This is a genomic window from Streptomyces sp. NPDC046712 (genome assembly GCF_040645695.1).
Lineage (GTDB): Bacteria > Actinomycetota > Actinomycetes > Streptomycetales > Streptomycetaceae > Streptomyces.
The window spans coordinates 78,751-102,052 of the sequence record NZ_JBEYYW010000014.1 but is presented as its reverse complement, the minus strand read 5'-3'; the positions used below and the strand labels follow the sequence as shown (position 1 = coordinate 102,052).

The window sequence follows — 23,302 nt, the reverse complement described above, 5'->3', positions numbered from 1 at the left end:
CCATGAGCATCGACACCACGGCGACGACCACCGCTCCCCTGTCCGCCGAACTTATCGACTGGCAGCGGGAGTTGCGCGAGCAGTTCCCCATCATCACCGCGCACCCGGACGTGCGCTACCTGGACAGCTCCGCCACCGCGCAGAAGCCGCAGTCGGTCCTCGACGCCGTCCACCACTACCTGACCACTACCAACGCCAACGCGGGCCGTGGCACCTACCCGTGGGCGAACCGCACCACCGAGCTGATCGAGCAGGCCCGGGACCGGGTGAAGGCGTTCTTCAACGACCCGAGCCCGGAGCGCTCCCGGGTGCACTTCACCAGCGGCACCAGCGAAGGTCTGCGGACCGTCGCCCGGGACTGGCTGACCGGTTTTCTGCGCGACGGCGACGAGATCGTCGTCCCGTTCGCCGACCACCAGGCCAACGCGCTGCCGTGGCTGGAGGCACAGCGGCTGCTCGCCGAGCGCGGCGTGCGGATCACCGTGCGGGAGATGCCGTACGAGGACGCCTCCCGCGACTACGACCAGACGGCGCTGGCCGAACTGATCACCCCCCGGACCCGGTTCGTCGCCGCCACGCATGTGCACCATGTGTACGGCGCGGACATGAACGTCCACCGCATCCGCGCCACGGCCGGCCCGGATGTCGTCATCTGCCTGGACGCGGCGCAGAGCGTCGGCCACAAGCCGGTGGACCTGACGGTCCTGGACGTCGACTTCGCGGTGTTCTCCGGGCACAAGGCGATGGCACTGCCCGGAATCGGAGCGATCTGGTCGCGCGGCGAGCGCGGACCTGCGTTCGAGCCAGGAGGCTGGAGCGGCAGCCCCAACACCAGCGGCGTCGTGAGTCTGCATGCGGCGCTCGACTGGCTGGACGCGGCGGGCGTGGACCAGATCGAGCGGTGGACCGTCGGCCTGGGCGCGCGGCTCACCGACGGCCTCTCCCGGCTCGGCTCGTACGAGATCCTCGGCTGCCCGCTGAGCCTGGACGCCGCGTCCACCGTGCAGCGGCGGCAGGGCATCGTCACGTTCCGGCACCGGGACATCGGCTCCAACGACCTGGGGTTCATCCTCGCCAGCCACGGGCTGATGGTGCGGGCCGACGGCCACTGCCAGGGCCACGCGGGCGAGAAGGAATCCTCCGTCCGGGTGAGCCTGCACGTCCACAACACCCCTGACGACATCGACCGCCTGCTGGACGTCCTGGCCGGCCTCAACCGGGAGAACTAGAAGCGATGCACGACGTGCGCGACACGCGCGACGACAGGGGCGGCGACGCCGCCCACGGCAAGGGCACGGTCGTCATGGTCGACGTCTACGCGCCGACCCTGCGGCTGTCCCGCGCCTTCCAGGAGGCGGGCCATCCGGTGGTGCGGGTGCAGAGCACCCCCGGTGTACCGCCCGTCTACCAGGGCAGCTTCGACACCGCCGAGTTCGCCGACAACATCGTCCACACCGGCGACCTCGACGCCACCGTCCGCGCGGTCGCCGCACACCGGCCCGTGGCCGTGCTGACCGGCGGCGAGCTGGGCGTCGAGCTCGCCGACCGGCTGGCGGCCGCGCTGGGCCTGGCCGGGAACGGCACCAGGCTCAGCGCGGCCCGCCGTCACAAGCACCTCCAGATCGAGACGATCAAGGCGGCGGGGCTGCCCGGCACCGCGCAGCACCTGGCGGAGTCCGCCCAGGACGCGGCGCGGTGGCACGCGGAGCGGGGCGGCCGAGTGGTCGTCAAGCCGGTGCGCAGCGCGGGCAACGACCACGTCACCTTCTCCACGACGCCGGAGGAGACCGCGGCCGCCTACGACAAGATCATGGCCGCGACGAACATCTTCGACATCCGAAACGAGGGGGTGGTGGTCCAGGAGCACCTGGACGGCACCGAGTTCGTTGTCAACACGGTCAGCTGCGAGGGCCGGCACCGGGCCACCGACATGTGGCGCTACATGAAGATCTCCGCCAACGGGGTCACCGACCGGATCAGCGCCGCGGTCTCGGTCCACCCGGGCACGGCGGAGCGCAACCGCCTGGTGGAGTACGCCTTCGAAGTACTGGATGCGCTCGAAGTCGGTTACGGACCCGCTCACTTGGAGATCATGCTGACGCCGGACGGACCTCGGCTGGTGGAGGCCGGCATCCGGCTGTGCGGTGCGGACGCCGCGTACTTCGCCCGGCTCGCGGCCGGCGAGTCGCAGATCGAGCGGACCGTGGACGCCTATCTGCGCCCGGAGCGGTTCGTGGCCTCTGTCGGCGACGCCCACCGGGTCGAGCAGCACGTCGCCATGGCGTACCTGACGTCGCCGGTCAGCGGCACGCTCGCCGCGTATCCGCTGCTGCCGCAGGTGGAAGCGCTGGAAAGCTTCCACAACGTGCACATCGCGGTACCCGAGGGCGGACAGCTGCCGTTGACCGTCGACGACACCTCCGAGCCGATGATGATCGGCCTCGCGCATACCTCGGAGAGCGTCCTCACGCGGGATCTGAACACCGTCCACTACCTGGACGGGGCCGGGTTCTACGTGCTGAAGGACCCGGGAGGGGCAGCGTGAGCAGCGCCTGGGCGACCCGGCCGCACATCGTCGTGCTGCACCGATGGCGGGCCCGCTACGCGCACTACGAGCGGTACGTCGACCATCGCGTCCACGCCGTCACCTACGTCACCACCGAGGTCGGGGCCGCGGCCGTGCCTGACGAGGCGGCCGAGGTGGTCCTGGTCCCCGCCACGGACGACCTCGCCCGGGTACGCAAGGAAGTCGACGGGCTCGTGGCCCGGCACGGCGCGCCGCGTGCGGTCGTCGCGCTGAAGGAGGACGACCTGCTGGTCGCCGCCGAGCTGGCCCAGGAGTGGGGCTGCGCCGCCAGACGCCCGGACGAGCTGCTGCCGTTCCGGGACAAGTACCTGATGACGGCGAGGGTCGCCAGAGCCGGGCTCACCGTGCCGCCGACGACTCGGGTCGCCGGCCCGGAGCAGGTGCGCGCCCTCGCGGACTCGCACGAGCGCCCGGTCGTCGTCAAGCCCGTGATCGGCAGCAGCAGCGAGGGCGTGGTGGTCGTCGACGGCGAACAGGACCTGGACGAGGTGTCGTTCGCGGCCGACCGGCCGCTGATCGCGCAGGTGCACATCCCGCACCCGGTGTTCCACGTCGACGGGATCTTCGACGGGGAGCGGCTGCTGTGCTGGAGGGCCTCGCGCTATCTCAACACCTGTCTCGGCTTCCGGCAGGGCACCGCGCTCGGCTCCGTCGAGGAGGACCGGCCGGACGTCACGGACGCGATCGGCGCGTTCGCCGAGCGGGCTCTCAAGGCGCTGACCGGCGCGGCGACGCCTTTCCATCTGGAGGTGTTCGTCGACGCCGACGCACCCGGCGGCCCAGCCGTCACGTTCCTGGAGGTGGGGGCCCGGGTGGGCGGCGCGGAGATCCCTTACGTGTGGCGGGAGGTGCACGGCTACGACCTGATGGAGGCGGCCTTCCGTATCGCCTTGGGGCAACCGCCCCAGCGGTGGGAGCCGCCGCCCGGGCCGCAGGAGAGCGCCGGCTGGCTGCTCGCCCCGGCCCCGGCGGCGCGCCCGTGCGTGATCACCGACGTCACGCCGATGACCGGCCGCTCCCCCGGTCCGTACGCGGAGGAACTGCTGCGCCCGGGCGAGGTGCTGCCGGACGCCGACGCGTACTACGAGCACGTGGGAGGCCGGTTCCGGTTCCGGGGCCCGGACAGCACCACTGTGGCGGCGGCCGTCGAGGCGACCGCCCGCGACTTCCGGGTGACCGGCGAGAGCTGTGGAGGAGACCGATGACCGCGACCGGCATGGCGCAGTACGCCCGGCTGTGGCGGGTGCCCGGGGCCCCGCTGCTGCTGACGGGCGGGGTGGTGGCCCGGCTCGGCCAGGGCGTCACCGTGCTGGCCTGGCTGCTCCTGGTGAAGGAGACCACCGGCGGCTTCAGCGAGGCCGGACTGGTCGGCGCGAGCATCTCGCTGGCCACCGCGGCGACCGCCCCGGTGGCCGGCCGGCTCGCCGACCGGTTCGGCCCGGGCCGGGTGCTGCCCCTGTACGCGACGGCCTACGCGGCCCTGCAACTGCTGCTGCTCGCCGCGGTCCTGGCCAGAATGCCACTGGTGCTGCTGTGCGTGCTCGGGGCGTTGTCCGGAGCGGCGTTCCCGGCAGTCAGCCCGGCCCTGCGGGCCGCTTGGACCAAGTTGACGAACGAGGAGAGCGGGCGGGCGGGGCTGCGGCAGACCGCCATGGCCGCCGAGTCCACGCTGTTCGAGCTAGTCTTCGTGGTCGGGCCGTTGATCTTCTCGGCGTTCATGCTGCTCGGCCCGCCGCTCGGCGACGTGTTCGGAGCCGGGGCCGCCACGGCGGGCCCGGCGACGGCGCTGGTCTTCGCCTCTCTGTGCACCGGCATCGGCACGTACGGGGTGGCGCGCGGCCGGGCCATGCGCGCGCTGCCGTCGGGCGGGAAGACTCCGACCCGCGGCATCGGCCCGCTGCGGGAGCCGGCGCTGCGGATGCTGCTGCTGTGCGCGGCGGGCATCGCGTTCTCGTTCGGCGGGGCGCCGGTGGCGATCGCCGCGTACGCCAAGGCGCACGACGGCGCGTCGGCGGAGAGCGTCACCGGCGTCCTCATCGCCGTGTGGAGCGTCGGCAGCGCGGCGGCCGGACTCTGGTACGGCAGCCGCACCTTCGAGGGGCTGCTCGCGCGGCGCTTCCTGGTGCTGCTCACCGCGCTGGCCGCCGGGTACGCGGCTTGGGCGCTGATGCCGAACTCGTACGCGCTCGGGGCGCTGCTGCTCGTGTCGGGCGCGGTGATCGCCCCGGCGCTGACCGTGGAGGCGGAGCTGGTGTCGAAGACGGTGCCGGAGCCGATGCTGAACGAGGCGTACACCTGGCTCACCACCGTCAACCTGTCGATGGCGGCGCTGGGTTCGGCGGTCACCGGGGTCGTGGTCGACCGGCCCGGCGGGCACATGTGGGGCTTCCTCGCCGCGGCGGCGGCGACGGCGGTCGCGGCGGCGGTGGCGGCCGTGGGCCGGCTGGAGAGCAGCGTGCCGGCGGGCGGGGCGATACCGGAGAAGGCCGCGAGCTGACCGGTCCCGCCCGGCCTTCCTCTCACCCGCACCGACCCGTTCCGACCGTTCGACGCACGAGCTCGACGCACGACCACAGCAAGGAATCACGCACCATGGCACGACCCCTGACGACCGCCGAGGCCACCCCATGGGTGGAGCGCTGGGAGATCCAGCAGCAGCGCTACGCGACCGCCCGTACCGAACGCTTCCACGTCGTCGCCGACGTGGTCGCGCACGCCTGCCGCCGCAGCCGGCGGCCCGTGATCGCGGACCTCGGCTGCGGCCCCGGCTCACTCGCCGCCCGGCTCGCGGACCGGCTGCCGCACGCCCGCGTTCTCGGGGTCGACCAGGATCCGTTCTTGCTGGCGCTCGGGCGGGCGGTGCACGGCGGGACCGTCGCCTTCGTCGACGCATGGATCGGGCAGGGACCGTGGACCGCGGCGGTGTCCGGGGACGGCCCGCTGGACGCGGTGGTGTCCACCACCGCCCTGCACTACCTGCCGACCGGCGAACTCGCCGCCGTGTACCAGCAGGTCCACGACCTGCTGCGGCCCGGCGGCGTGCTCGTCAACGCCGACCACCTCTTCCAGGACGACGCACCGTTGCGCGAACTGGCCGCCGCCGTAGGGCGCGGACACACGGCACGGCACACCGAGCGGCCCGCGGAGGACTGGGCCGCCTGGTGGGCGGCGGCCTCCGCCCACGACGGCTTCGCAGAACTCCTCGCGGAACGGTCCCGCCGCGGCCCCGGCCCCGGCGGCGACAACGGTCTCGGCGCCCGGGAACACGCGGAGCTGATGCGCAAGGCCGGATTCGCCGCGGTGGGCACGGTCTGGCAGTGTGGCCACAGCGTGGTCCTCGCGGCGGTACGGGGAGGGGGCACGGGACCTGACGTGATGTGAGGCCGCCCCGGAAGTCCCTCGGGACACGGCCGCCCCGCCCGGATCGATGCCTGCGAGGCCGTTGCGGACGGGGCGGGGCCGAGGGGCGGGACGCCCCTCGGGCGGACTCAACCGTCCGCGGGCGCCGCGTCCTGGTAGGGATTACGGGGCTGGGCGACGGGCTTCAGGGCGCCGACGTCCATGGCCGGGACCGGGTTCTCGGCGGTGACGTCGCCGGCCCGCCAGACGCCCGTGACCTCGACCCAGGTGTCGTTGCCGGGTGCCTTCACGCCGTGCACCTCCACCTTCAGCGTCCGCGCGTCGCCCGCGCAGCAGCCGACCTTCAGGCGGTTGAGGTACCAGCTGTCCGGGCTCTTGCCGGCGGTCACGAACCCGAGCAGCCGGATCTTGCGGCCCCGCAGGCTCGTCGAGTCGTACACGGAGCGCCCGATGAACTCCTCCAGCGCCATGGGCGTGGTCGGCGCATCCGCCAGCTCCTCGTAGGCGGTCCGCTCGACGCGGGCCGCCGCGCCGTCCCGTGAGGCCGTGTACGAGCCGAGCGCCGGCGGCGCGACGAACAGGAGGGTGAGGGCCGGTACGGCGAGGAGCCAGGCGACGCGCGTGGCACCACCGTGCCCGTGCCCGTCGTGCGCTTCCGCGTGGTCGTCCGACGGATCGTGCCAGTACCTGCGCCCGGACGCGTCGCGCCGCAGCACCGGCTGGCGCAGGCGTCGCGCCACCTCGGCACCCAGGCCCGCGAGGCCGAGGACGACCAGCAGGGTGCCGGACGCGACGAGGTAGGGCCACAGCCCTTCCTTCACGTACCGGAGGTACATGTCACTGCGCACGGTGGCGCGCAGCAGGCCAGCTCCGGTCAGCACCAGCAGTAGGGGCAGGCCGAGTTCGCTCAGCGGGCGAGGGTGGCCCGCGTGGGTGGGTCGTCCGGTCACAGCAGTACGCCTCCGACGAGTACGCAGCACAGGACGGCCACGACGAACGTGGCGGCGCAGAAGCGCACCGCGAACGCCCGCCCGAAGGCCCCCGACTGCAGGGCGATCAGCTTCATGTCGACCATCGGCCCCACCACCATGAAGGCGAGGCGGGCGGTGGGCGAGAAGCCCGTGAACGAGGCCGCGACGAACGCGTCCGCCTCCGAGCACACCGACAGCAGCACGGCGAGCACTGCCGCCACGAGGACGCCCAGCCAAGGTGAATCAGAGAACACCTCCAGGACGGAGGGCGGTACGAGGACGTTGAAGGTCGCCGCGGCCATGGCGCCGACCACCAGGAATCCGCCCGCGTGCAGGAAGTCGTGCTGCAGCCCGCGCCGGAAAGCCGCCAACCGGCCGGCCCCCTGCACGTGTTCCGCGTGCCCCGTCGGCAGACGCAGCCACTCCTCGCGCCCCCAGCGGATCCACAGCCAGCCCATGACGACCGCCGTGACGAGCGAGGCGCCAAACCGGGCGGCCACCATCTCCGGGCTGCCAGGAAACGCGATGGCCGTCGAGACGAGCACCACCGGATTGACGGCGGGCGCGGCAAGCAGGAAGGTCAAGGCCGCCGCGGGCGCCACACCCCGGCGCATCAGGCTGCCAGCGACCGGCACCGAGGCGCATTCGCACCCCGGCAGCACCACGCCGGCGGCACCGGCCACCGGAACAGCGAGCACGGGGTTGCGGGGCAGCACTTTGGAGAAGACCCGGGCGGGGACGAAGGCGCCGATGGCCGCCGACACGACGGTGCCGAGAAGCAGAAACGGTACGCCTTGGACGACGATGGCCACGAGCAGCGTCCGCCAGGCCCCGAACGCCGCCAGTCCGAACAGCCGCTCCAGCCATGGCCCGACAGGCACCATGACCAACGCGGCCCCGACCAGCACGGAACCCACCATGCCGTTCCGCGCCGCGCGCGGCTCCTGGGCGCCGATGCCGCCACCCGGAGACCCGAGGTGATGCGGTGGTGATTGTGGCGGTGATGCCGTCGTCGTACTCGCCGAAACCTCGGCCATGCCGCGCCCCCTCGCTCTGGTCCGCCGTGGTAAGGCGGAACGCGTCCAGCCCGCCCGGAGGTCGCCCGGCACGAGCGGGCACACAATAGCCGACGACAATCATGTTCATCTACGCCTTGAGGGGCCGCCATTTCTGCTCCGAGGCACCAGAACTCGCGGAGAACCGCGGGGACTTCTCACTCCCCAGCGCCGTGCATTGGCACCGCAGCCCTGACGGCAGGCCGCATGGACGGCGAACGAGATCGTCGTGACATACGGTCTGGCCGGGATGCTGCTGCCCAGGGCCAGGAGGATGCCGCCCTCGATCGAGACCGCGGCGAAGAGCACGCCGAGCAGCGGCACCGGCGACGCGGTGACGCGGGCGGCTGCCACTGCGGGCGTGACGACGAGGCTGAGGACCAGGAGTGCGCCGACGACCTGGACCGACAGCGCGAGCACGAGCCCCGAGCACGATCAGGCAGTGGCGGCGCCCTTCGGCTTGCCGCATCCGGAACCGGGTTTCCCCAACCCGGACTTGGGCGATCTGACGCCGCCGGTGGCGTCAAGGCGGCACAGCGCCCTGTGGACGCGAATCCCTGGCGGCCCGCGAGGACTTCCAGGACGTCCGACCGCTGCCGGGTCACCCTCGCGGGGCGTCAGCGCAGTCGGCGATCCTCAAGCGGCGCCGCTTGCAGTGTCTCCCCCGCCGGCCCTGGCAGGTGCGGGGTGTGGTTCACCAGGCGCGCCGAGTTCCCGACGACCGCGATACTGCTGGTGTTGTGCAGCAGGGCGGCGATCACGGGGTTCATCGACCCGCCGGCACCTGCCAGCAGCCCGACGAGGTTCACGCCGATCGCGAGGCCGTAGTTCTGCCGCACGACGCGCAGCGTGTGACGGCTGAGTTCCACGACGGCGGCGACCTGGCGCAGGTCGTTGCCGGCCAGCGCGATGTCAGCGGTCTCCAGGGCCACGTGCGAGGAGTGCTCGCCCATGGTGATGCCAACGTCGGCCAGGGCGAGGGCGGGTGCGTCGTTGGTGCCGTCGCCGACCATGGCCACGGTGTGGCCCTCGGCCTGGAGGTCGCGGATCAGCTGGAGCTTGGCTTCCGGCAAAGCGTGCGCGTGGACTTCGGTGATGCCCAGCGCGTCGGCCACGACCTGGGCGGTCTCCGGCGCGTCGCCTGTCAGCAGCATGAGGCGCGAGACACCCAGGTCGCGCAGCTGCTGGACTACGGTCGAGGCTCCGGCACGGACGGCGTCGGACACGCCGAGCATGCCGATGAGATCCTGGTCGTGGGCCAGGCAGATGACGGTCTCGCCGCCGCTCCTCAGGCGGTCGGTCCAGCCCCGGGCGCCCTCGGTGAGTTCCACGCCGTGCTGGCGCAGCAGGGCAGGGCTGCCGACGAGCAGCTGGGTGCCGTCGAGTTCCGCGCGCATGCCCATGCCCAGGACGACCTCGCACGCCTGGTGGATGGGCACGTGCAGGTGCTGCTCCTCGGTACGGGCCACGATGGCCTGGGCAAGCGGGTGGCGGGCGTGGAGTTCGCCGGAGGCGGCCAGGCTGAGCACCTCGTCGGCCGTGACGTCCTCGCTGAGGGTGACGACGCTGGTGACCAGGGGCTTGCCGAAGGTGAGGGTGCCGGTCTTGTCGAAGACCACGGCGGTGACCCGGCCGATGCCCTCCAGGTGGGTGCCGCCCTTGATGAGGGTGCCGCGGCGGGCGCCGTTGCCGATGGCGGCGCTGATGGCCGTGGGCGTGGCCAGGCCCGCGGCGCAGGGGCAGGCGATCAGGAGCATGGTCATCGCCCGGCGGGCGTCGCGCGTGACCGCGAACGTCACGGCAGCCAGGGCGAAGGAGACAGGGACGAAGCGCTGAGTGAAGCGCGCGGCCACGGTCTGGATCGGGGCCCTGTCCGACTGGGCCTCCTCGACCCGGCTGATGATCCGGCCCACCGTGGTGTCCCCGCCGACGAAGTCCGCGCGGACGGTGAGCGAGCCGGATGTGACGATGGTGCCGGCGTACACATGGGCACCCTCGCGGGCGTAGACGGGCAGGGCCTCGCCGGTGACGGCGGCCTGGTCGACCAGGGCCTCGCCGGAGACCACGTGGCCGTCGACCGGGATGCGGTGGTGCTCGTACACGGCGACGACATCGCCGGGCTCCAAGCCCTCCAGCGCCACCTCGACCTCGACTCCCTCCCGCACGAGCCAGACCCGTTCCTCGCCGATGGTGAGCAGGTCCTCGATGGCGCGGCGGGTGCGGCGCAGGGTGAGGGTCTGAAGGAATTCACCGATGTTCAGCAGCCACAGGACGGTCAGGGCGACCACGTTCTCGCGCAGTACGAGCGAGATGACGGTGGCAGCGGTGACCAGGGTGTCCGTTCCAGGGCTGCTGCGGCCGCGCAGCGAGCGTAGAGCGCCGCGGAAGAAGGGCAGGCCCGTGAAGATCGTGATGACCCCGAGGAAGCCCGAGGAGCCGAGGGTGATCCGGGGTCGACCGAGAAGGCGACGCAGCGCCACGAGGGCCAGGACGGCTGCGCCGACCACCAGGCGGGCGACCTCCCCGGTGGAGGAGTCGGGCAGGGACCTGGAGGGCTTGGCAGCGACCACGGAGGCGGGTGGGGCCTCCTCCAGGGCTGCGATCAGGCGGTCGACGTCCAGCTCGTCCGGGGCCACCCAGATCACGACGCTCCCGGTGCGCGGGAAGATCCGCAGCGCCCGGAAGCCGCTGATCCCGGTGAGACGGTCGTCGACAAGCCCCGCGCAGCCGGGGCGGTCACGCAGCCACGGAACGGTCAGGCGCGCCCGGCCCGAGGCCACGGAGCGCACCAGCACGGTCGACGCCATGATCAGTGCTCGTGTCCGTGATCGTCGCTCCCCACCTTGACCGCGGAGGGCGGCGGCACCTCCTCGCCGAGCGAGGTGCGGGCCTCGGCCATCACGTCACCGGCCTTGAGACGGGCCTCTTCGGCGGCCTCGGCGAGCCATCGGCTCGCGACGATCCCGCCGGCCAGACCGCCGACGACCGCCTTGCGCGCAGCCGGCTTGGCAGCGGGAAGGTTCTTGATGATCAGGCCGCCCACCACACCGGATATTGCGTAGTGAGCCAGCTTGCCGGCGGTGGCACCGACGATGGCGAGGGGATGCATCGACAGCTCCTTCCGTACGCGCCGGGCAGACGCGACGGGGCCTCCATTCCAGTGTGACCCTCGGGGGCTCGGATGGTCGACCCAAGTGTGGGGCGCTGTCCTCAGACGCGTGCGGCAGGCCGCGGGCCGGCCGGGAGCGAGGTCCGGGACCCTTTGGCGGCGCGCCGGGAGCCGGCGAACCGACAGACGAGGTAGATCAGGAACGAGAGGGTGGTGACGTAGGGGCTGATGGGGATGGTGCTGCCGAGGGCGAGCAGGATCCCGCCCTCCATCGACACCAGGGCGAAGACGACGCTCAGCACCGGCAGCAGTACTGGGGAAGCCGTGATCCGGGCGGCAGCGGCGGCCGGCGTGACGAGGAGCGCCAGGACCAGCAGGGCGCCGACGATCTGTACGCAGAGGGCGACAGCGAGCCCTAGGACCAGCATGAAGGACAGGGACAGCCCGCGGACGGGGACGCCTCTGGCTTCGGCCACCTCCGGATCCGCGCTGGTGAAGGTCAGCGGCCGCCAGACGATCGCGAGGGCGATCAGCACCACCGCGGACGTGCCGACGAGCCACGCCATCTGCGGGGTGTCGACGGCGATGATCTGGCCGGTGAGGATCCCGAACTTGTTGGCGGCCCGCCCCTGGTAGAGGGACAGGAAGAGCACGCCCAGGCCCAGGCCGAACGGCATGATGATGCCGATGACCGAGTTGCGGTCACGGGCACGGACACCCAGGATCCCGATCGCGGCCGCCGCCACCAGAGAACCCACGATGGACCCGGCGACGATGTTCACCCCCATCAGCAGCGCCGCCGACGCACCGGCGAAGGACAGCTCACTGATCCCGTGCACCGCGAACGGCAGATCGCGCATGATGACGAACACCCCGACCAGGCCACCCACCAGGCCCAAGAGGGCGCCGGCGAGGAGCGAGTTGTGGACGAGGGCCAGCAGTTCGCCGTAGTTGTCGAAGTTGAAGATCTGCTGCCAGAGGCCACCTTCCCCGTCGGCAATCGGCAGGCGTCCGGTCACCGCCGTTCGCCTCCGTTCGCCCCGTCGGCGTGGTGGTGAACGGTGGCCGCGTCAGGTGCGCCCACCACGACGATCCGGCCACGGACGCGGAGGACGTCGACGTCGGTCCCGTAGAGATCCGACAGGGCGGCGGTGGTCATCACCTCGTCCGGCGGTCCGATCCGGAAACCGCCCGGGGCCAGATACAGCACCCGGTCCACCATGCCCAGGACCGGGTTGATCTCGTGTGTCACGAAGACCACGGCGGTACCGGCGGAGCGGCGTCGTTGGTCGACCAGCGTGGTGACGATGCGCTGGTGCTGCAGGTCGAGGGAGAGCAGGGGCTCGTCGCAGAGCAGGATCCGCGGGTCGGTGGCCAGGGCCTGCGCGATACGGACCCGCTGCTGTTCGCCGCCCGACAGCCTCCCCACGGGGACATCCCCGAAGGCCGCCGCCCCGACCGACTCCAGGATCTCGTCCACCCGGCGGCGGATCCCGCCAGGGGCGAGCGACGGCCCCCACCGATGCCCGTCCACCCCGAGCCGGACGAGGTCCCGGGCACGGAGCATCGTGTGGGCGGGCAGGGACTTGTGCTGCGGCACGTACCCGACGTGCCTGCTGCCGCGGTGTGGGGGGCGGCCAAGGACCGTCAGTGACCCTGAGGTGAGCGGCTGCCGTCCGAGCAGCACACGCAGCAGGCTGGTCTTGCCCGACCCGTTGGGTCCCAGCACCGCCAGGAACTCCCCGGGCCGCACGTCCAGGTCCAGGTCGCGCCACAGCACGCGGTCGCCGTAGGCGAGTGAGGCTGCCCGCAGGCTGATCACCGGTGCCGCCGGACCCGCACCACGGTCTGCCGCAACAGCCGGGGAAAGTGGCGTAACAGCCTCAGTGCGGTCCATCACCGGTCCAGGGCGTCGTTGAGCGCGTCGACGTTGGACGACATCCAGCTGATGTAGTCCTCCCCCTCGGGAAGAGTCTCGGTCACCGGGACCACGGGGATGCTGTTGTCCTCGGCGGCCTGCTTGACCTTCTCCGTCTGAGGGCCGGCGGTCTGCTCGTTGTACACCAGCGCGTCGACCTGCTTGCGGGTGAAGAGCGCCAGCGTGTCCCGCAGACTCTGCGGGGAGACCTCTTCGCCCTCCTCGATGGCTTCGCTGAAGTCGACGGGGGTCTTGTTCACCAGGCCACTCGCCTCGGTCAGATAGAGCGGCACGGGCTCGGTGACGGCCACAGCGGTGCCCGCGTGGCGGGCGTTGATCTGTTCCGTCCGCTCCTCGAGAGTCGCCAGCTCGCCCTTGAACGTAGCGGCGTTCTGCTGGAAGACGGCACCGTCTTCCGGCGCGACCTTCGTCAGCGCGGCGGCGATCCGGTCGGCAAGCTTGCCCATGGTGGGGAAGTCGTACCAGACGTGCTCGTTGAACTCCCCTGCGGCGTCAGGAGCCTTCCCGGAGACCTCCACGGCATTCACCACCTGGGCCAAGGAGTTGTCGGCACCACGAAGCATGCGGCGGACGAAGTCGTCGTAGCCGCCGCCGTTCTCGACCACGACCTTCGCCTTGGCCAGCTCCAACTGGTTGCGGGTACTGGCCTCGTACGAGTGGGGGTCCTGCGCCGGGTCGCTGATGATCGACACGACATCGACCTTGTCGGCGCCGATCTGCCGCACGAGGTCCCCGTACACGTTGGTCGACGCGACGACGGGAATCGGCGGCTCCGCAGCCCCGAGCCGGGAGCGGGAGTCAGGGGCAGCGCAGGCCGAGCCTCCCCCGCTGAGAGCCAGAACCATCGCGCATCCGATGACCGCAGTCGGACCCCGTGCCGAGATCGCTTTCATACCGCCCTCCCTGCCGCACGGAATCCCGAAACGGTAATCACTTGAATTGTCTCTCTGTGGCCTCAGCCCCTCCACCCGGACACCGAGCCTTTTCCAACCTCAGCTCAAGCAGGTCACGTGGAGGGAGAGGACGGCCCGATCGAGAAACGACCTGACGCTCTCCGAGCACTGTGGCCATAGTTGGTAATGGAATCCATTTCCATATACTGTGGCCAGCGACGCCTCCCGACTCACCCAGGAGATCTCCATGGCCGTCCCCAAGCGGAAGATGTCCCGCAGCAACACCCGCCACCGCAGGGCCCAGTGGAAGGCCACCACCCCGCAGCTCGTCCCGGTCAGGGTCGACGGCTCGGTGTACCAGGTGCCGCAGCGCCTGGTGAAGGCGTACGAGCGCGGCCTGCTCCACCCCGAGGGCTGAGCACCTGATGACGGCGTACGACCGACTGCCCGTGACCGTCCTGTCCGGGTTCCTCGGCGCAGGAAAGACCACCCTGCTCAACCACATCCTCGGCAACCGCGAGGGCCTGCGGGTCGCGGTCATCGTCAACGACATGAGCGAGGTCAACATCGACGCCGCGCTCGTCCGAGGCGGCGAGGCCGCGTTGTCGCGCACTGAGGAACGCCTGGTCGAGATGACCAACGGCTGCATCTGCTGCACCCTGCGCGACGACCTGCTCGAAGAGGTCGACCGCCTCGCCCGCGAGGGACGCTTCGACTACCTGCTCATCGAGTCCAGCGGCATCTCCGAGCCCATGCCGGTCGCCGCGACGTTCTCCTTCCCCCGCGACGACGGCGCGACCCTCGGCGATCTCGCCCGCCTCGACACCATGGTCACCGTCGTCGACGCGGCGAACTTCCTGCCGGAACTCGCGGGCGGCGACGAACTCGCCGCACGCGGTCTCGACCAGTACGAGGACGACGAACGCACCGTCAGCGACCTCCTCATGGACCAGATCGAATTCGCGGACGTCATCGTCCTCAACAAGCTCGACCTGGTCGGACCGAACCAGGCAGCACGGCTGCGCGCCGCGCTCACCCGTCTCAACCCCGAGGCCCGGATCGTGCCCGCAGTGCGCGGACACGTGGCGCTCCAGCAGGTCCTGGGCACCGGCCTGTTCGACGTCGAACGCGCCCAGCAGGCCCCCGGCTGGGTCAAGGAGCTCAACGGCGACCACGTTCCGGAGACCGAGGAGTACGGCATTTCCTCCCTCGTCTTCCGTTCCGATCACCTCTTCCACCCCGGCCGCCTGTGGGCCTTCGTCACCAAGGGCCTCGACAGCGGCACTTTCGGCCAGATCCTGCGCTCCAAGGGCTTCTTCCGGCTCGCAAGCCGCCCTCGGGTCACCGGGCTGTGGTCGCAAGCCGGCGCGGTGGCCCGCTTCGAACCCTCGGGCGCCCTCGGCCCGGACACCGCCCAGGGCCAGGAGCTCGTCTTCATCGGCACCGCACTGCGCCCCGACGCACTCCGGGCAGCCCTCGAAGCCTGCCTGCTGAGCCCGGGCGAACCTGCACCCACTGAGGACGACTTCCCGGCGTGGGAGACCTACGGGATCGACGACGCGTGCGAGCACGAGCACGCTGCCTCAGAGGTGGCCTGAAACTCCGGGCTGGGCAGTGGTCGCAGCCACGGCACCGCCCAGCCCGGTCCGCACCTCCCTCAGAAGAAATACCGGCACGGTTGACGGGACACCAAGATCCGGGACACCAAGATCCGGGCCATTGACGGGCCAGCGCTCGTCCGACGGCCAGCATCGGCACGGTTTTCGCTGGTCAACCGGGTTCTGGTCGTGTACCACCAGCACTCGAAGAAATTGCTCATCTCTTATTCAACGAAGAGTCTCGGCCTCTTCCAGGGAGAGCGACCACGTCACCTGAGGCGGACGGGAGTGACGTCAGGTGCCCCCTCTGGCAAAGGATCTCGGACTGGAGCGGCGGCGCAGGCGCCGGGACACGGCGGGGATGGCAGCGCGGGATCGTCCGGCTCGCGCAGCAGGTGGCGCACCACCGGATCGGCCGCCTCACAGGTGACTGGGGCGGCCGTGTCCTCCGTTCTCTCCGGGCCGGGCTCGGTCAGGCCTGCTCGCTGATGTTGACCATCCACGTGATGCCGAACTTGTCCGTGCACATTCCGAACACGTCGCCCCACATCTGCTTCTCCAGGGGTACGGAGACGATGCCTTCGGCGGACAGCTTCTCCCAGTAGCCTCTGAGCTCGTCCGCGTCGTCGCCGCTCAGGCTCACCGCGAAGTTGGTCCCGGCCTTGTGCTCCATGCCCGGCGGCACGTCGGCGCCCATGAGCGTCATTCCGCCGGAGGTCTCGAGCATGGCGTGCATGATCTTGTCGTCGTATCCAGGCGGCACCTCGGAGCCGAACTCGCCGTAACCGCTGAGCCTGAGATCGCCGCCAAGGACACTCTTGTAGAACTCCATGGCCTGCCGCGCGTCGCCGGCGAAGCTGATGTACGGGTTGAGACGAGATGCCACGAGATCCTCCTTCAGGACAATGGGGTGGTACGGGCATCATAAGGGTGTAAGGGTTGAAATCGGACGGTCCGTGAGTGCCGGTGGCTCGTCCGGTCGGCAAACGGCGTTGCGCCCGACCAAGCAAGGTCCTGCCGGCACGCCATGGACAGCGCACCGGAGCCTGGCTGCCCATGGCCGCCCGTGCTGCGACAGACGCGTGGGTCCCCAGAGTGGCGTCGCAGCGCGTCGCCCGGACGGTCGTCGATCACCGGTAGGGTGCCGCCCGTGTCCGAGCACCAGCGCGACCTCGTCGGCTACGGCGCCGAGCCGCCGCATGCCGCCTGGCCCGGTGGCGCTCGAGTCGCCGTCAGTCTTGTTCTCAACTACGAGGAGGGCGGCGAGCGTAACGTCCTTGACGGCGACCGCGCCTCGGAGGGGTTCCTGCACGAGGTCGTCGGCGCGCCGCCGGTGGTCGGCGAACGTGATCTGAACGTCGAGGCGATGTTCGCCTACGGCGCTCGCTCCGGGTTCTGGCGCATTCATCGCACGCTCGGTGCCTACCGTGTGCCACTCACCGTCCACGCCGTCGGACAGGCCCTGGAGCGCAACCCGGATGCCGCGCGGGCGATGGGCGTCGCCGGCTGGGAGGTGGCAGGGCACGGCTGGCGCTGGATCGACTACCGCACCGTGCCCGAGGACGTCGAGCGCTCCGATATCGCGCGCACGACCGCCACGATCGAGCGACTCGTCGGACGCAGGCCCGTCGGCTGGTACACCGGCCGGACAAGTTCCGCGACACGGCGCCTCGTCGTCGAGGAAGGCGGTTTCCTCTACGACTCCGACGACTACTCGGACGATCTGCCCTTCTACGTGGAGGCAGCCGGCCGGCCGCACCTCGTGGTGCCGTACAGCCTCGACGCGAACGACTTCAAGTTCTTGATCGTCCATGGGTTCACGACCGCGGACGACATGCTCACGTACCTCGTCGACACCTTCGACGTTCTGCACGCGGAGGGCGCCGAACGCCCCCGCATGATGAGTGTCGGCCTTCACTGCCGCATCATCGGCCGACCCGGCCGCATTCGCGCGCTTGACGGCTTCTTGCGGCACGTTACGCAACGCGGCGGAGCGTGGATCGCGACGCGGGAACAGATCGCCCGGCACTGGCTGACCACACACCCTCCGCAGCCCTGAGTCCGCGCCGCCATGAGCCGGGCACCTGGTGGTGCCGCGCAGCAGTGATTCGTGCCGGTCCTCGCGGATCTGTCGCGCCGTCAGGCGGGGGACGTCCGGGTAGGCGAGGGTGATCGCGGCGGATCTCGGCTCGGCGTCCGCGGGCAGCCATTCCCCCGGGCTTCCGTGCGCTGCCGCGCAGGAACACCTTCGGGCGGTGCCGGCAGACGTCCACCGGCCGCTCCGGGACGTTGCCCCCTCCCTCCTGCGCTTCGCCCGCGGCACATTCGTGAAGGGCTCGACGGTGCGGGTGGTCGGGAACCGGTGCGAGGATGGGCCGCATGGACGTGCGGAGCAGGAACCATGTGACGGTGACCGGGCGTACCGGTGGGCCGGTGGTAATGCTGGCGCATGGCTTCGGGTGCGATCAGAACATGTGGCGTCTGGTGGTGCCCGCGTTGGAGCGCGACTTCACCGTGGTCCTCTTCGATCATGTGGGCTCGGGGAACTCGGCGCTGTCGGCGTGGAGCCGGGAGCGGTATTCGTCAATGGACGGGTACGTCGACGACGTGCTGGAGCTGTGCCGGGAAATCGCGCTGGGCCCGGTCACTTTTGTGGGGCATTCGGTGAGCGGGATGATGGGCGTGCTGGCCGCCGCCCGGGAGCCCGCGGCGTTCGCCGGCCTGATACTGCTCGCGCCCTCGCCCTGTTTCATCGACGACCCGGACACCGGATACCGGGGCGGGTTCAGCGCCGAGGACATCGACGAGCTCCTGGAGTCGCTGGACGCGAACTATCTGGGCTGGTCGGGCGCGATGGCCCCGGTGATCATGGGTAACCCGGAGCGGCCGGAGTTGGGTGAGGAGCTGACCAACAGCTTCTGCCGCACCGACCCGGACATCGCCCGGGTGTTCGCCCGGGTGACGTTCCTGTCCGACAACCGCGCCGATCTCGCATCGGTGGGTGTGCCCACCCTGGTCGCTCAGTGTTCGAGCGACGCGATCGCTCCCCCGGAGGTGGGCGCGTTCGTCCACGCACGGATTCCGGGAAGCCGGCTCGTCACGCTGAACGCGACGGGCCACTGCCCCCAGCTCTCCGCCCCGGAGGAGACCGCCGCGGCGATCGCCGCGTTCATGGAAACCGTCGGATAGATGGGCAAGACAGGCGACGCGGCAGAGAGCGGAGACCTGGGCGAGGACCGGAGTCCGACGGATGAGGAGGCTCGGTTCTCCGCCCTGCCGGAGGACAGCGCCGAAGACCTCTATGAGCACGCGCCCTGCGGATACCTGACCACACTGCCGGACGGGCAGATCGCCAAGGTCAACCGGACGCTGCTGGACTGGCTCGGTTACGAGCGCGGCGACCTGGTGGGGCGCAAGCGCTTCTCCGATCTGCTGACCGTCGGCGGGCGGCTCTACCACGAGACCCACTTCGCACCGCTCTTGCGGATGCAGGGCGAGATCAGTGGCATCGCCCTGGAGCTGAAGGCCGCCGACGGGTCCCGCCTGCCCGTGATGGTCACCTCGACGGTCAAGACGGGCAGCGACGGTCAGCCACTGCTGATCCGCACCACCATCTTCGACGCGCGCGACCGCCGCGCCTACGAGACCGAGCTGCTGCGCGCCCGCCAGGAAGCCGACCGGGAACGCGACCGCCTGAAGCTCCTGAACACCACCCTGCAGAAGACCCTGCTGCCCCCGGCGCTGGCGAACGTGCCCGGCCTGGACGTTGCCGCGTACTACCACATCGCCTCCGTCGAAGAGGTCGGCGGCGACTTCTACGACCTCTTCCCCCTGGCCGCCGGCACCTGGGGCCTGTTCCTGGGCGACGTCTGCGGCAAGGGCGCCGCCGCCGCGGCCGTCACCTCGCTGGCCCGCTACACCCTACGCGCCGCGGCCGTCTACGACCCCGACCCGGCCGCCGTCCTCGCCAACCTGAACACGGTCCTCAACCACGAGTACAACGGCACCGACCCGCGCTTCTGCACCGTCATCTTCGGCCTGCTCACCCCCGACGCCGACCGCGGCGGCTTCCGCATCACCCTGGCCAGCGGCGGCCACCCACCAGCCCTGCTGATGCGCGCGGACGGCACCGCGGACTACCTGCCCACGCCCGGCGGGCAACTCATCGGCGTCCTGCCGGACGCCGACATCGTCACCACCACCGTCCACCTGGCGCCCGGCGACACCCTGCTCCTGCACACCGACGGCCTGACCGAGGCGCACACCGACGCCGGCACCGACGGCCGCTACGGCGACGACGCCCTCCTCGCCTTCGGCCGTGCCCTCGCCCCCACCACCGCGTCGGCCACCATCGACGCTGTCCGCGACCTGCTCGACACCTTCGGCAGCGGCGTGGACGACGACACCGCCGTCCTGGCCGTCCACGTGCCCCGGCCCACCAGTGAAGAGCAGCCATGACCAGGCGCCCAGGCGGTGGGCCAGCCTTCAGGAGGCGCGCCGGGCTCGGTCGTCGGCCCGGCCTCCGGCGCCCAGCAGGCCGGTCGCCTCGAACGGTTCCGTGCGTTCCAGGCGAGGCAGCTCCGTGCGGGCGACGTGTGTGACGAGGGGTGGCAGGAGAGCGCGCACCGGCTGGACGGCACGGAGCCAGGCGGGCACGTACACCGATGCGCTGCGCCGTCCCACGGCGGTGGCCAGACGCTCCGCGACCAGGTCCGCCGGATAGACCTTGCGTGCGGGCCGCGGCATGTGGGCGCGCAGTTCACGCAGGACGGCGTGCCGGTCGGCGTCCCGGACCATGTCGGTGTCGATCCAGTTGAGGTAGGCGATGCCGACCGCGACCCCCTGGTGCGCGACCTCGGCGCGCAGGGCGTGGGTGAAGGACTCGGCGCCGGCCTTGGACGCGCAGTAGGCGCTCATCAGGGGTGATGTCCCCATCGCAGCCAAGGACGTGACCTGGAGGTAGTAGCCGTGGGTGGCGAAGAGGTCGGGCAGGAAGGAGCGTGCCGTCACCGCGCTGCCGATGAGATTGACCTCGATGACGCGGCGCCAGACGTCCGGATCGGAGTCGGCGAACGGGCCCCCTTCGGCGACCCCTGCGTTGGCCACCACCGCGGACACGGGCCCGAGGCGAGCACGGACCTGCCGGGCGGTGTCAGCCATGGCCGCGTCGTCGGTCACGTCGGTCTCCCAGCACAGCGCCTCGTGACGCAAGGAGGCGGCCACCTCCGCCAGACGCGGCCCCTCCAGGCCCAGCAGGGCGATCCGCGCACCCCGGTCGTCCAGCGCGCGGGACAGAGCCGCGCCCAGCCCCCGCGCCGCTCCCGTCACCACCACTGTGCGGCCCTGCAGAGGCCGGGTGCGCGTACGAATCCTCACGGCTTCCTCCGTCCGTCCGAATACCGTCCGTCGGCCGGGCCTCCGCCCAGGACCGTCGTCCGGTCCCCCTTTGCTCCAGGATGCGCCCGCCGGGCGCTCGGCCGCTGGCGGGGAGACCGGCAGCGGGCCGATGCCCGGGGTTGTCGTCGGCGCGCGCCGAGGCCGGCGGACCCCGGCGGGAAGTGCGTGCTCGAAACGCGTGAGATGCGGCGCGATCGGGGCACGCGCAGCATGACCGTGACGCCGTCCGTCGAGGGAGGTCGCCGTTGCCCCAGGAGCCGCGGGACCGTCCGGTTCGCCCGCCCAGGGCCCTGCCGAGCGGGTTCGCCGCGTCCGGACCGTCCCGGTAGAAGGAGCATCCTCATGGCTGTCCGTCATCAGCTGATCCACCGTCCCCCGCATGCCGTGTGGGCCGTTCTCGCCGATCCGACCCGCTACGGCGAGTGGGTGGTGGGCACGTCCGACTCCACGCCGCTCGACCAATCCTGGCCGAAGGTAGGCTCCCGGCTTCGCTACACCGTCCGTCTCGGCCCCTGGTCGACCGACGGAACCACCACGGTCCGGCACACCGTTTCCGGCCGGGAGCTGGAACTGGAGGCGGCGTTCAAGGCCCTCGGCACGGCGAGGATCTTCCTCCAGCTCAGGCCGTGGGGCGAGGAGACCCTGGTCGTCTGCGACGAGCACCCGCTGCGGGGTCTGGGCGGGACTCTGCACAACTCCGTCAGCGAAACAGCCGTCCAGCTCCGGCACCGTGGCATGCTGGCCCGCCTGGCCAAGGTCGTGGAGCAGGACCGCTCCGGGAGCAGGAATGCCTGACGCGGTGGTGATCGGCGCGGGCCCGAACGGCCTGGTGGCGGCGAATCTGCTGGTCGACGCGGGGTGGACGGTGGAGGTCCTGGAGGCGCAGGAGGAGCCCGGAGGGGCCGTGCGCAGCGACCGCGGGGTCCACCCGGACTACGTCTCGGACGTCTTCAGCGCCTTCTACCCGCTCGCGGCGGCCTCCCCGGTCCTCGCCCGCCTCGATCTGGCCGCCGAGGGCCTGCGCTGGAGCCACGCTCCGCGCGTGCTGGCGCACCCCCTGCTGGACGGCCGGTGCGCGGTCCTCGAACGCCGGGTGCAGGACACCTCGGCCGGACTGGCGGAGTTCGCGACCGCAGACGCCGACGCCTGGGAGAGCATGTACCGGACGTGGGGCAGGATCGGGCCGGACCTCGTGAACGCCCTGTTCACTCCCTTCCCGCCGGTCCGCGCCGGGCTCCGTCTGGCCGCGCGACTCCGGGCCGCGGGCGGGCTCCGCCTGGCGCGGAAGCTGGCCCTGCCCGTGCGGCGCCTGGGCGAGGAGGAGTTCGCGGGGGAAGGCGGGAGGCTCCTGCTGACCGGGAACGCCCTGCACGCCGACCTCACCCCGGAGGCAGCGGGCAGCGGCGGCTTCGGGTGGCTGATGTCGATGCTCGGTCAGAGCCACGGCTTCCCGGTCCCCGTCGGGGGCGCCGGCGCCCTGACCGAGGCGCTCGTGAGCCGGCTCCGGCGTCACGGCGGTGTCCTGCGCTGCGCGGAGCGCGTCACCTCCGTCCTTGTGCGCGGTGGCACGGCGGTCGGGGTCAGGACCGCGGACGGGGAAACGGTCGACGCGCGCAGAGCCGTACTGGCCGACACCTCGGCTCCGTCCCTGTACCGCGACCTCGTCGGCGAAGAACACCTCCCGCCCCGGCTCGTACGGGATCTGGAGCGCTTCCACTGGGATTTCGCGACCTTCAAGGTCGACTGGGCGCTGAGCGGCCCGGCGCCGTGGACGGCGCGGGGAGCGGTCGGCGCGGGTACGGTCCACGTGGCCGACGGCGTGGACGGCCTGACCCGGTTCGCCGCGCAACTGGCAACGGGGCACGTCCCCGACGAGCCGTTCGCCCTCGTCGGCCAGATGACGACCGCCGACGCCCGTCGCTCACCCGCCGGTACGGAATCGGCGTGGGCCTACACCCACCTCCCCCAGCACATCACCGCCGACGCGGGCCCCGACGGCATCACCGGCCGGTGGGACGACGGCGAGCAGGAAGTCATGGCCGATCGCATCGAAGCTCAGGTGGAACGCTACGCGCCCGGCTTCCGGACGCTGATCCGCGCACGCCGCATCCTGGCCCCGACCACCCTCCAGGCCCTGAACGAGAATCTGCACAACGGCGCCATCAACAACGGAACCACCGCCCTGCACCAGCAGGCGATCTTCCGCCCGACACCCGGCACAGGCCGCCCCGAGACCCCCGTCAAGGGCCTCTACCTGGCGTCTGCGGCCGCCCACCCGGGCGGCGGTGTCCACGGCGCGCCGGGCGCGAACGCCGCCCGCGCGGCCCTGCGCCGGCATGGGCTGCACGCCCTCCTCCACCGCGCCCAACACGTCTGAGGGCCCGGAGACACTT

21 protein-coding genes and 1 pseudogene are annotated in these 23,302 nt (G+C 71.4%); 12 read left to right on the top strand and 10 right to left on the bottom strand.

Features of this window, described 5'->3' with window-relative positions; all coding sequences use genetic code 11:
- Nucleotides 1–2: 2 nt before the first annotated feature.
- The 5 genes from ABZ939_RS19780 to ABZ939_RS19760 all read left to right on the top strand — a co-directional run bounded on the left by ABZ939_RS19780 (nucleotide 3) and on the right by ABZ939_RS19760 (nucleotide 5,968).
- The gene (locus ABZ939_RS19780; RefSeq protein ID WP_361856429.1) at nucleotides 3–1,229 is read left to right on the top strand and encodes an aminotransferase class V-fold PLP-dependent enzyme; all 1,227 of its coding nucleotides are present in this window, start codon (nucleotides 3–5) and stop codon (nucleotides 1,227–1,229) included.
- Between the two features lie 5 nt (nucleotides 1,230–1,234).
- Entirely contained in the window at nucleotides 1,235–2,545 is a 1,311-nt protein-coding gene (locus ABZ939_RS19775) for an ATP-grasp domain-containing protein (RefSeq protein ID WP_361856427.1), read from the top strand.
- Nucleotides 2,542–3,792 (top strand): ATP-grasp domain-containing protein, encoded by a 1,251-nt coding sequence (locus ABZ939_RS19770; protein WP_361856424.1) that lies wholly within the window; start codon nucleotides 2,542–2,544, stop codon nucleotides 3,790–3,792. The genes ABZ939_RS19775 and ABZ939_RS19770 overlap by 4 nt, the downstream gene beginning before the upstream one ends.
- The gene (locus ABZ939_RS19765) at nucleotides 3,789–5,084 is read left to right on the top strand and encodes an MFS transporter (RefSeq protein ID WP_361856421.1); all 1,296 of its coding nucleotides are present in this window, start codon (nucleotides 3,789–3,791) and stop codon (nucleotides 5,082–5,084) included. The genes ABZ939_RS19770 and ABZ939_RS19765 overlap by 4 nt, the downstream gene beginning before the upstream one ends.
- Before the next feature lie 95 nt (nucleotides 5,085–5,179).
- Nucleotides 5,180–5,968 carry a class I SAM-dependent methyltransferase gene (locus tag ABZ939_RS19760; RefSeq protein WP_361856418.1) on the top strand — a complete coding sequence of 263 codons (789 nt, stop codon included), beginning with the start codon at nucleotides 5,180–5,182 and terminating at the stop codon, nucleotides 5,966–5,968.
- A 107-nt stretch (nucleotides 5,969–6,075) separates the two neighbouring features.
- On the opposite strand, the gene ABZ939_RS19755 is transcribed toward ABZ939_RS19760, so the two are convergent.
- From ABZ939_RS19755 to ABZ939_RS19720, 8 genes and pseudogenes are all read right to left on the bottom strand, one after another.
- Nucleotides 6,076–6,897, bottom strand: a complete 822-nt coding sequence (locus ABZ939_RS19755) for a TIGR03943 family protein (protein ID WP_361856415.1) — start codon at nucleotides 6,895–6,897, stop codon at nucleotides 6,076–6,078.
- Entirely contained in the window at nucleotides 6,894–7,838 is a 945-nt protein-coding gene (locus ABZ939_RS19750) for a permease (RefSeq protein ID WP_361856650.1), read from the bottom strand. Before ABZ939_RS19750 ends, ABZ939_RS19755 begins: the two co-directional genes overlap by 4 nt.
- Nucleotides 7,839–8,060: 222 nt before the next feature.
- Nucleotides 8,061–8,399: pseudogene (locus ABZ939_RS19745) on the bottom strand (metal ABC transporter permease); the annotation flags it as partial.
- A gap of 191 nt (nucleotides 8,400–8,590) precedes the next feature.
- On the bottom strand, nucleotides 8,591–10,780 hold the full coding sequence (locus ABZ939_RS19740; RefSeq protein WP_361856413.1) for a cation-translocating P-type ATPase: 2,190 nt from the start codon (nucleotides 10,778–10,780) through the stop codon (nucleotides 8,591–8,593).
- Nucleotides 10,781–10,782: 2 nt separating this feature from the next.
- Nucleotides 10,783–11,082 (bottom strand): DUF1490 family protein, encoded by a 300-nt coding sequence (locus ABZ939_RS19735; RefSeq protein WP_361856410.1) that lies wholly within the window; start codon nucleotides 11,080–11,082, stop codon nucleotides 10,783–10,785.
- A gap of 101 nt (nucleotides 11,083–11,183) precedes the next feature.
- Entirely contained in the window at nucleotides 11,184–12,101 is a 918-nt protein-coding gene (locus tag ABZ939_RS19730) for a metal ABC transporter permease (protein ID WP_361856408.1), read from the bottom strand.
- On the bottom strand, nucleotides 12,098–12,979 hold the full coding sequence (locus ABZ939_RS19725; protein ID WP_361856405.1) for an ATP-binding cassette domain-containing protein: 882 nt from the start codon (nucleotides 12,977–12,979) through the stop codon (nucleotides 12,098–12,100). Before ABZ939_RS19725 ends, ABZ939_RS19730 begins: the two co-directional genes overlap by 4 nt.
- Complete coding sequence (locus tag ABZ939_RS19720) at nucleotides 12,979–13,866, bottom strand: zinc ABC transporter substrate-binding protein (protein WP_361856402.1); 888 nt, start codon at nucleotides 13,864–13,866, stop codon at nucleotides 12,979–12,981. Before ABZ939_RS19720 ends, ABZ939_RS19725 begins: the two co-directional genes overlap by 1 nt.
- A 295-nt stretch (nucleotides 13,867–14,161) precedes the next feature.
- Between ABZ939_RS19720 and rpmF the strand changes: the two genes are divergently transcribed.
- Both rpmF and ABZ939_RS19710 read left to right on the top strand, forming a co-directional pair.
- Nucleotides 14,162–14,332 (top strand): 50S ribosomal protein L32, encoded by a 171-nt coding sequence (rpmF, locus tag ABZ939_RS19715; RefSeq protein WP_361856399.1) that lies wholly within the window; start codon nucleotides 14,162–14,164, stop codon nucleotides 14,330–14,332.
- Nucleotides 14,333–14,339: 7 nt separating this feature from the next.
- Complete coding sequence (locus tag ABZ939_RS19710; RefSeq protein WP_361856397.1) at nucleotides 14,340–15,512, top strand: GTP-binding protein; 1,173 nt, start codon at nucleotides 14,340–14,342, stop codon at nucleotides 15,510–15,512.
- Between the two features lie 472 nt (nucleotides 15,513–15,984).
- Here the strand turns inward: ABZ939_RS19710 and ABZ939_RS19705 are convergent, their stop codons facing one another.
- Nucleotides 15,985–16,398, bottom strand: coding sequence for a VOC family protein (locus ABZ939_RS19705; RefSeq protein ID WP_361856394.1), 414 nt, complete (start codon nucleotides 16,396–16,398; stop codon nucleotides 15,985–15,987).
- Between the two features lie 264 nt (nucleotides 16,399–16,662).
- Between ABZ939_RS19705 and puuE the strand changes: the two genes are divergently transcribed.
- The 3 genes from puuE to ABZ939_RS19690 all read left to right on the top strand — a co-directional run bounded on the left by puuE (nucleotide 16,663) and on the right by ABZ939_RS19690 (nucleotide 19,970).
- Complete coding sequence (puuE, locus tag ABZ939_RS19700; protein WP_361856391.1) at nucleotides 16,663–17,571, top strand: allantoinase PuuE; 909 nt, start codon at nucleotides 16,663–16,665, stop codon at nucleotides 17,569–17,571.
- A gap of 320 nt (nucleotides 17,572–17,891) precedes the next feature.
- Nucleotides 17,892–18,701: an alpha/beta hydrolase gene (locus ABZ939_RS19695; RefSeq protein WP_361856388.1), complete on the top strand. Its 810-nt coding sequence runs from the start codon at nucleotides 17,892–17,894 to the stop codon at nucleotides 18,699–18,701.
- Nucleotides 18,702–19,970, top strand: a complete 1,269-nt coding sequence (locus ABZ939_RS19690; protein ID WP_361856385.1) for a SpoIIE family protein phosphatase — start codon at nucleotides 18,702–18,704, stop codon at nucleotides 19,968–19,970.
- A gap of 27 nt (nucleotides 19,971–19,997) precedes the next feature.
- On the opposite strand, the gene ABZ939_RS19685 is transcribed toward ABZ939_RS19690, so the two are convergent.
- On the bottom strand, nucleotides 19,998–20,882 hold the full coding sequence (locus ABZ939_RS19685; RefSeq protein WP_361856648.1) for an SDR family oxidoreductase: 885 nt from the start codon (nucleotides 20,880–20,882) through the stop codon (nucleotides 19,998–20,000).
- 369 nt (nucleotides 20,883–21,251) lie between these two features.
- On the opposite strand from ABZ939_RS19685, the gene ABZ939_RS19680 reads away from it, so the two are divergent.
- The gene (locus tag ABZ939_RS19680) at nucleotides 21,252–21,704 is read left to right on the top strand and encodes an SRPBCC family protein (RefSeq protein ID WP_361856382.1); all 453 of its coding nucleotides are present in this window, start codon (nucleotides 21,252–21,254) and stop codon (nucleotides 21,702–21,704) included.
- The gene (locus ABZ939_RS19675; RefSeq protein WP_361856379.1) at nucleotides 21,697–23,286 is read left to right on the top strand and encodes an NAD(P)/FAD-dependent oxidoreductase; all 1,590 of its coding nucleotides are present in this window, start codon (nucleotides 21,697–21,699) and stop codon (nucleotides 23,284–23,286) included. The genes ABZ939_RS19680 and ABZ939_RS19675 overlap by 8 nt, the downstream gene beginning before the upstream one ends.
- Nucleotides 23,287–23,302: the final 16 nt, after the last annotated feature.

Bases quoted from the DNA above. Each gene is read 5' to 3' on its own strand.
- ABZ939_RS19780 (WP_361856429.1), top strand. From the start codon at position 3: ATGAGCATCGACACCACGGCGACGACCACCGCTCCCCTGTCCGCCGAA.
- ABZ939_RS19775 (WP_361856427.1), top strand. From the start codon at position 1,235: ATGCACGACGTGCGCGACACGCGCGACGACAGGGGCGGCGACGCCGCC.
- ABZ939_RS19765 (WP_361856421.1), top strand. From the start codon at position 3,789: ATGACCGCGACCGGCATGGCGCAGTACGCCCGGCTGTGGCGGGTGCCC.
- ABZ939_RS19760 (WP_361856418.1), top strand. From the start codon at position 5,180: ATGGCACGACCCCTGACGACCGCCGAGGCCACCCCATGGGTGGAGCGC.
- ABZ939_RS19750 (WP_361856650.1), bottom strand. From the start codon at position 7,838: ATGGTGGGTTCCGTGCTGGTCGGGGCCGCGTTGGTCATGGTGCCTGTC.
- ABZ939_RS19740 (WP_361856413.1), bottom strand. From the start codon at position 10,780: ATGGCGTCGACCGTGCTGGTGCGCTCCGTGGCCTCGGGCCGGGCGCGC.
- ABZ939_RS19735 (WP_361856410.1), bottom strand. From the start codon at position 11,082: ATGCATCCCCTCGCCATCGTCGGTGCCACCGCCGGCAAGCTGGCTCAC.
- ABZ939_RS19725 (WP_361856405.1), bottom strand. From the start codon at position 12,979: ATGGACCGCACTGAGGCTGTTACGCCACTTTCCCCGGCTGTTGCGGCA.
- ABZ939_RS19720 (WP_361856402.1), bottom strand. From the start codon at position 13,866: ATGGTTCTGGCTCTCAGCGGGGGAGGCTCGGCCTGCGCTGCCCCTGAC.
- rpmF (WP_361856399.1), top strand. From the start codon at position 14,162: ATGGCCGTCCCCAAGCGGAAGATGTCCCGCAGCAACACCCGCCACCGC.
- ABZ939_RS19710 (WP_361856397.1), top strand. From the start codon at position 14,340: ATGACGGCGTACGACCGACTGCCCGTGACCGTCCTGTCCGGGTTCCTC.
- ABZ939_RS19695 (WP_361856388.1), top strand. From the start codon at position 17,892: ATGGACGTGCGGAGCAGGAACCATGTGACGGTGACCGGGCGTACCGGT.
- ABZ939_RS19690 (WP_361856385.1), top strand. From the start codon at position 18,702: ATGGGCAAGACAGGCGACGCGGCAGAGAGCGGAGACCTGGGCGAGGAC.
- ABZ939_RS19680 (WP_361856382.1), top strand. From the start codon at position 21,252: ATGGCTGTCCGTCATCAGCTGATCCACCGTCCCCCGCATGCCGTGTGG.
- ABZ939_RS19675 (WP_361856379.1), top strand. From the start codon at position 21,697: ATGCCTGACGCGGTGGTGATCGGCGCGGGCCCGAACGGCCTGGTGGCG.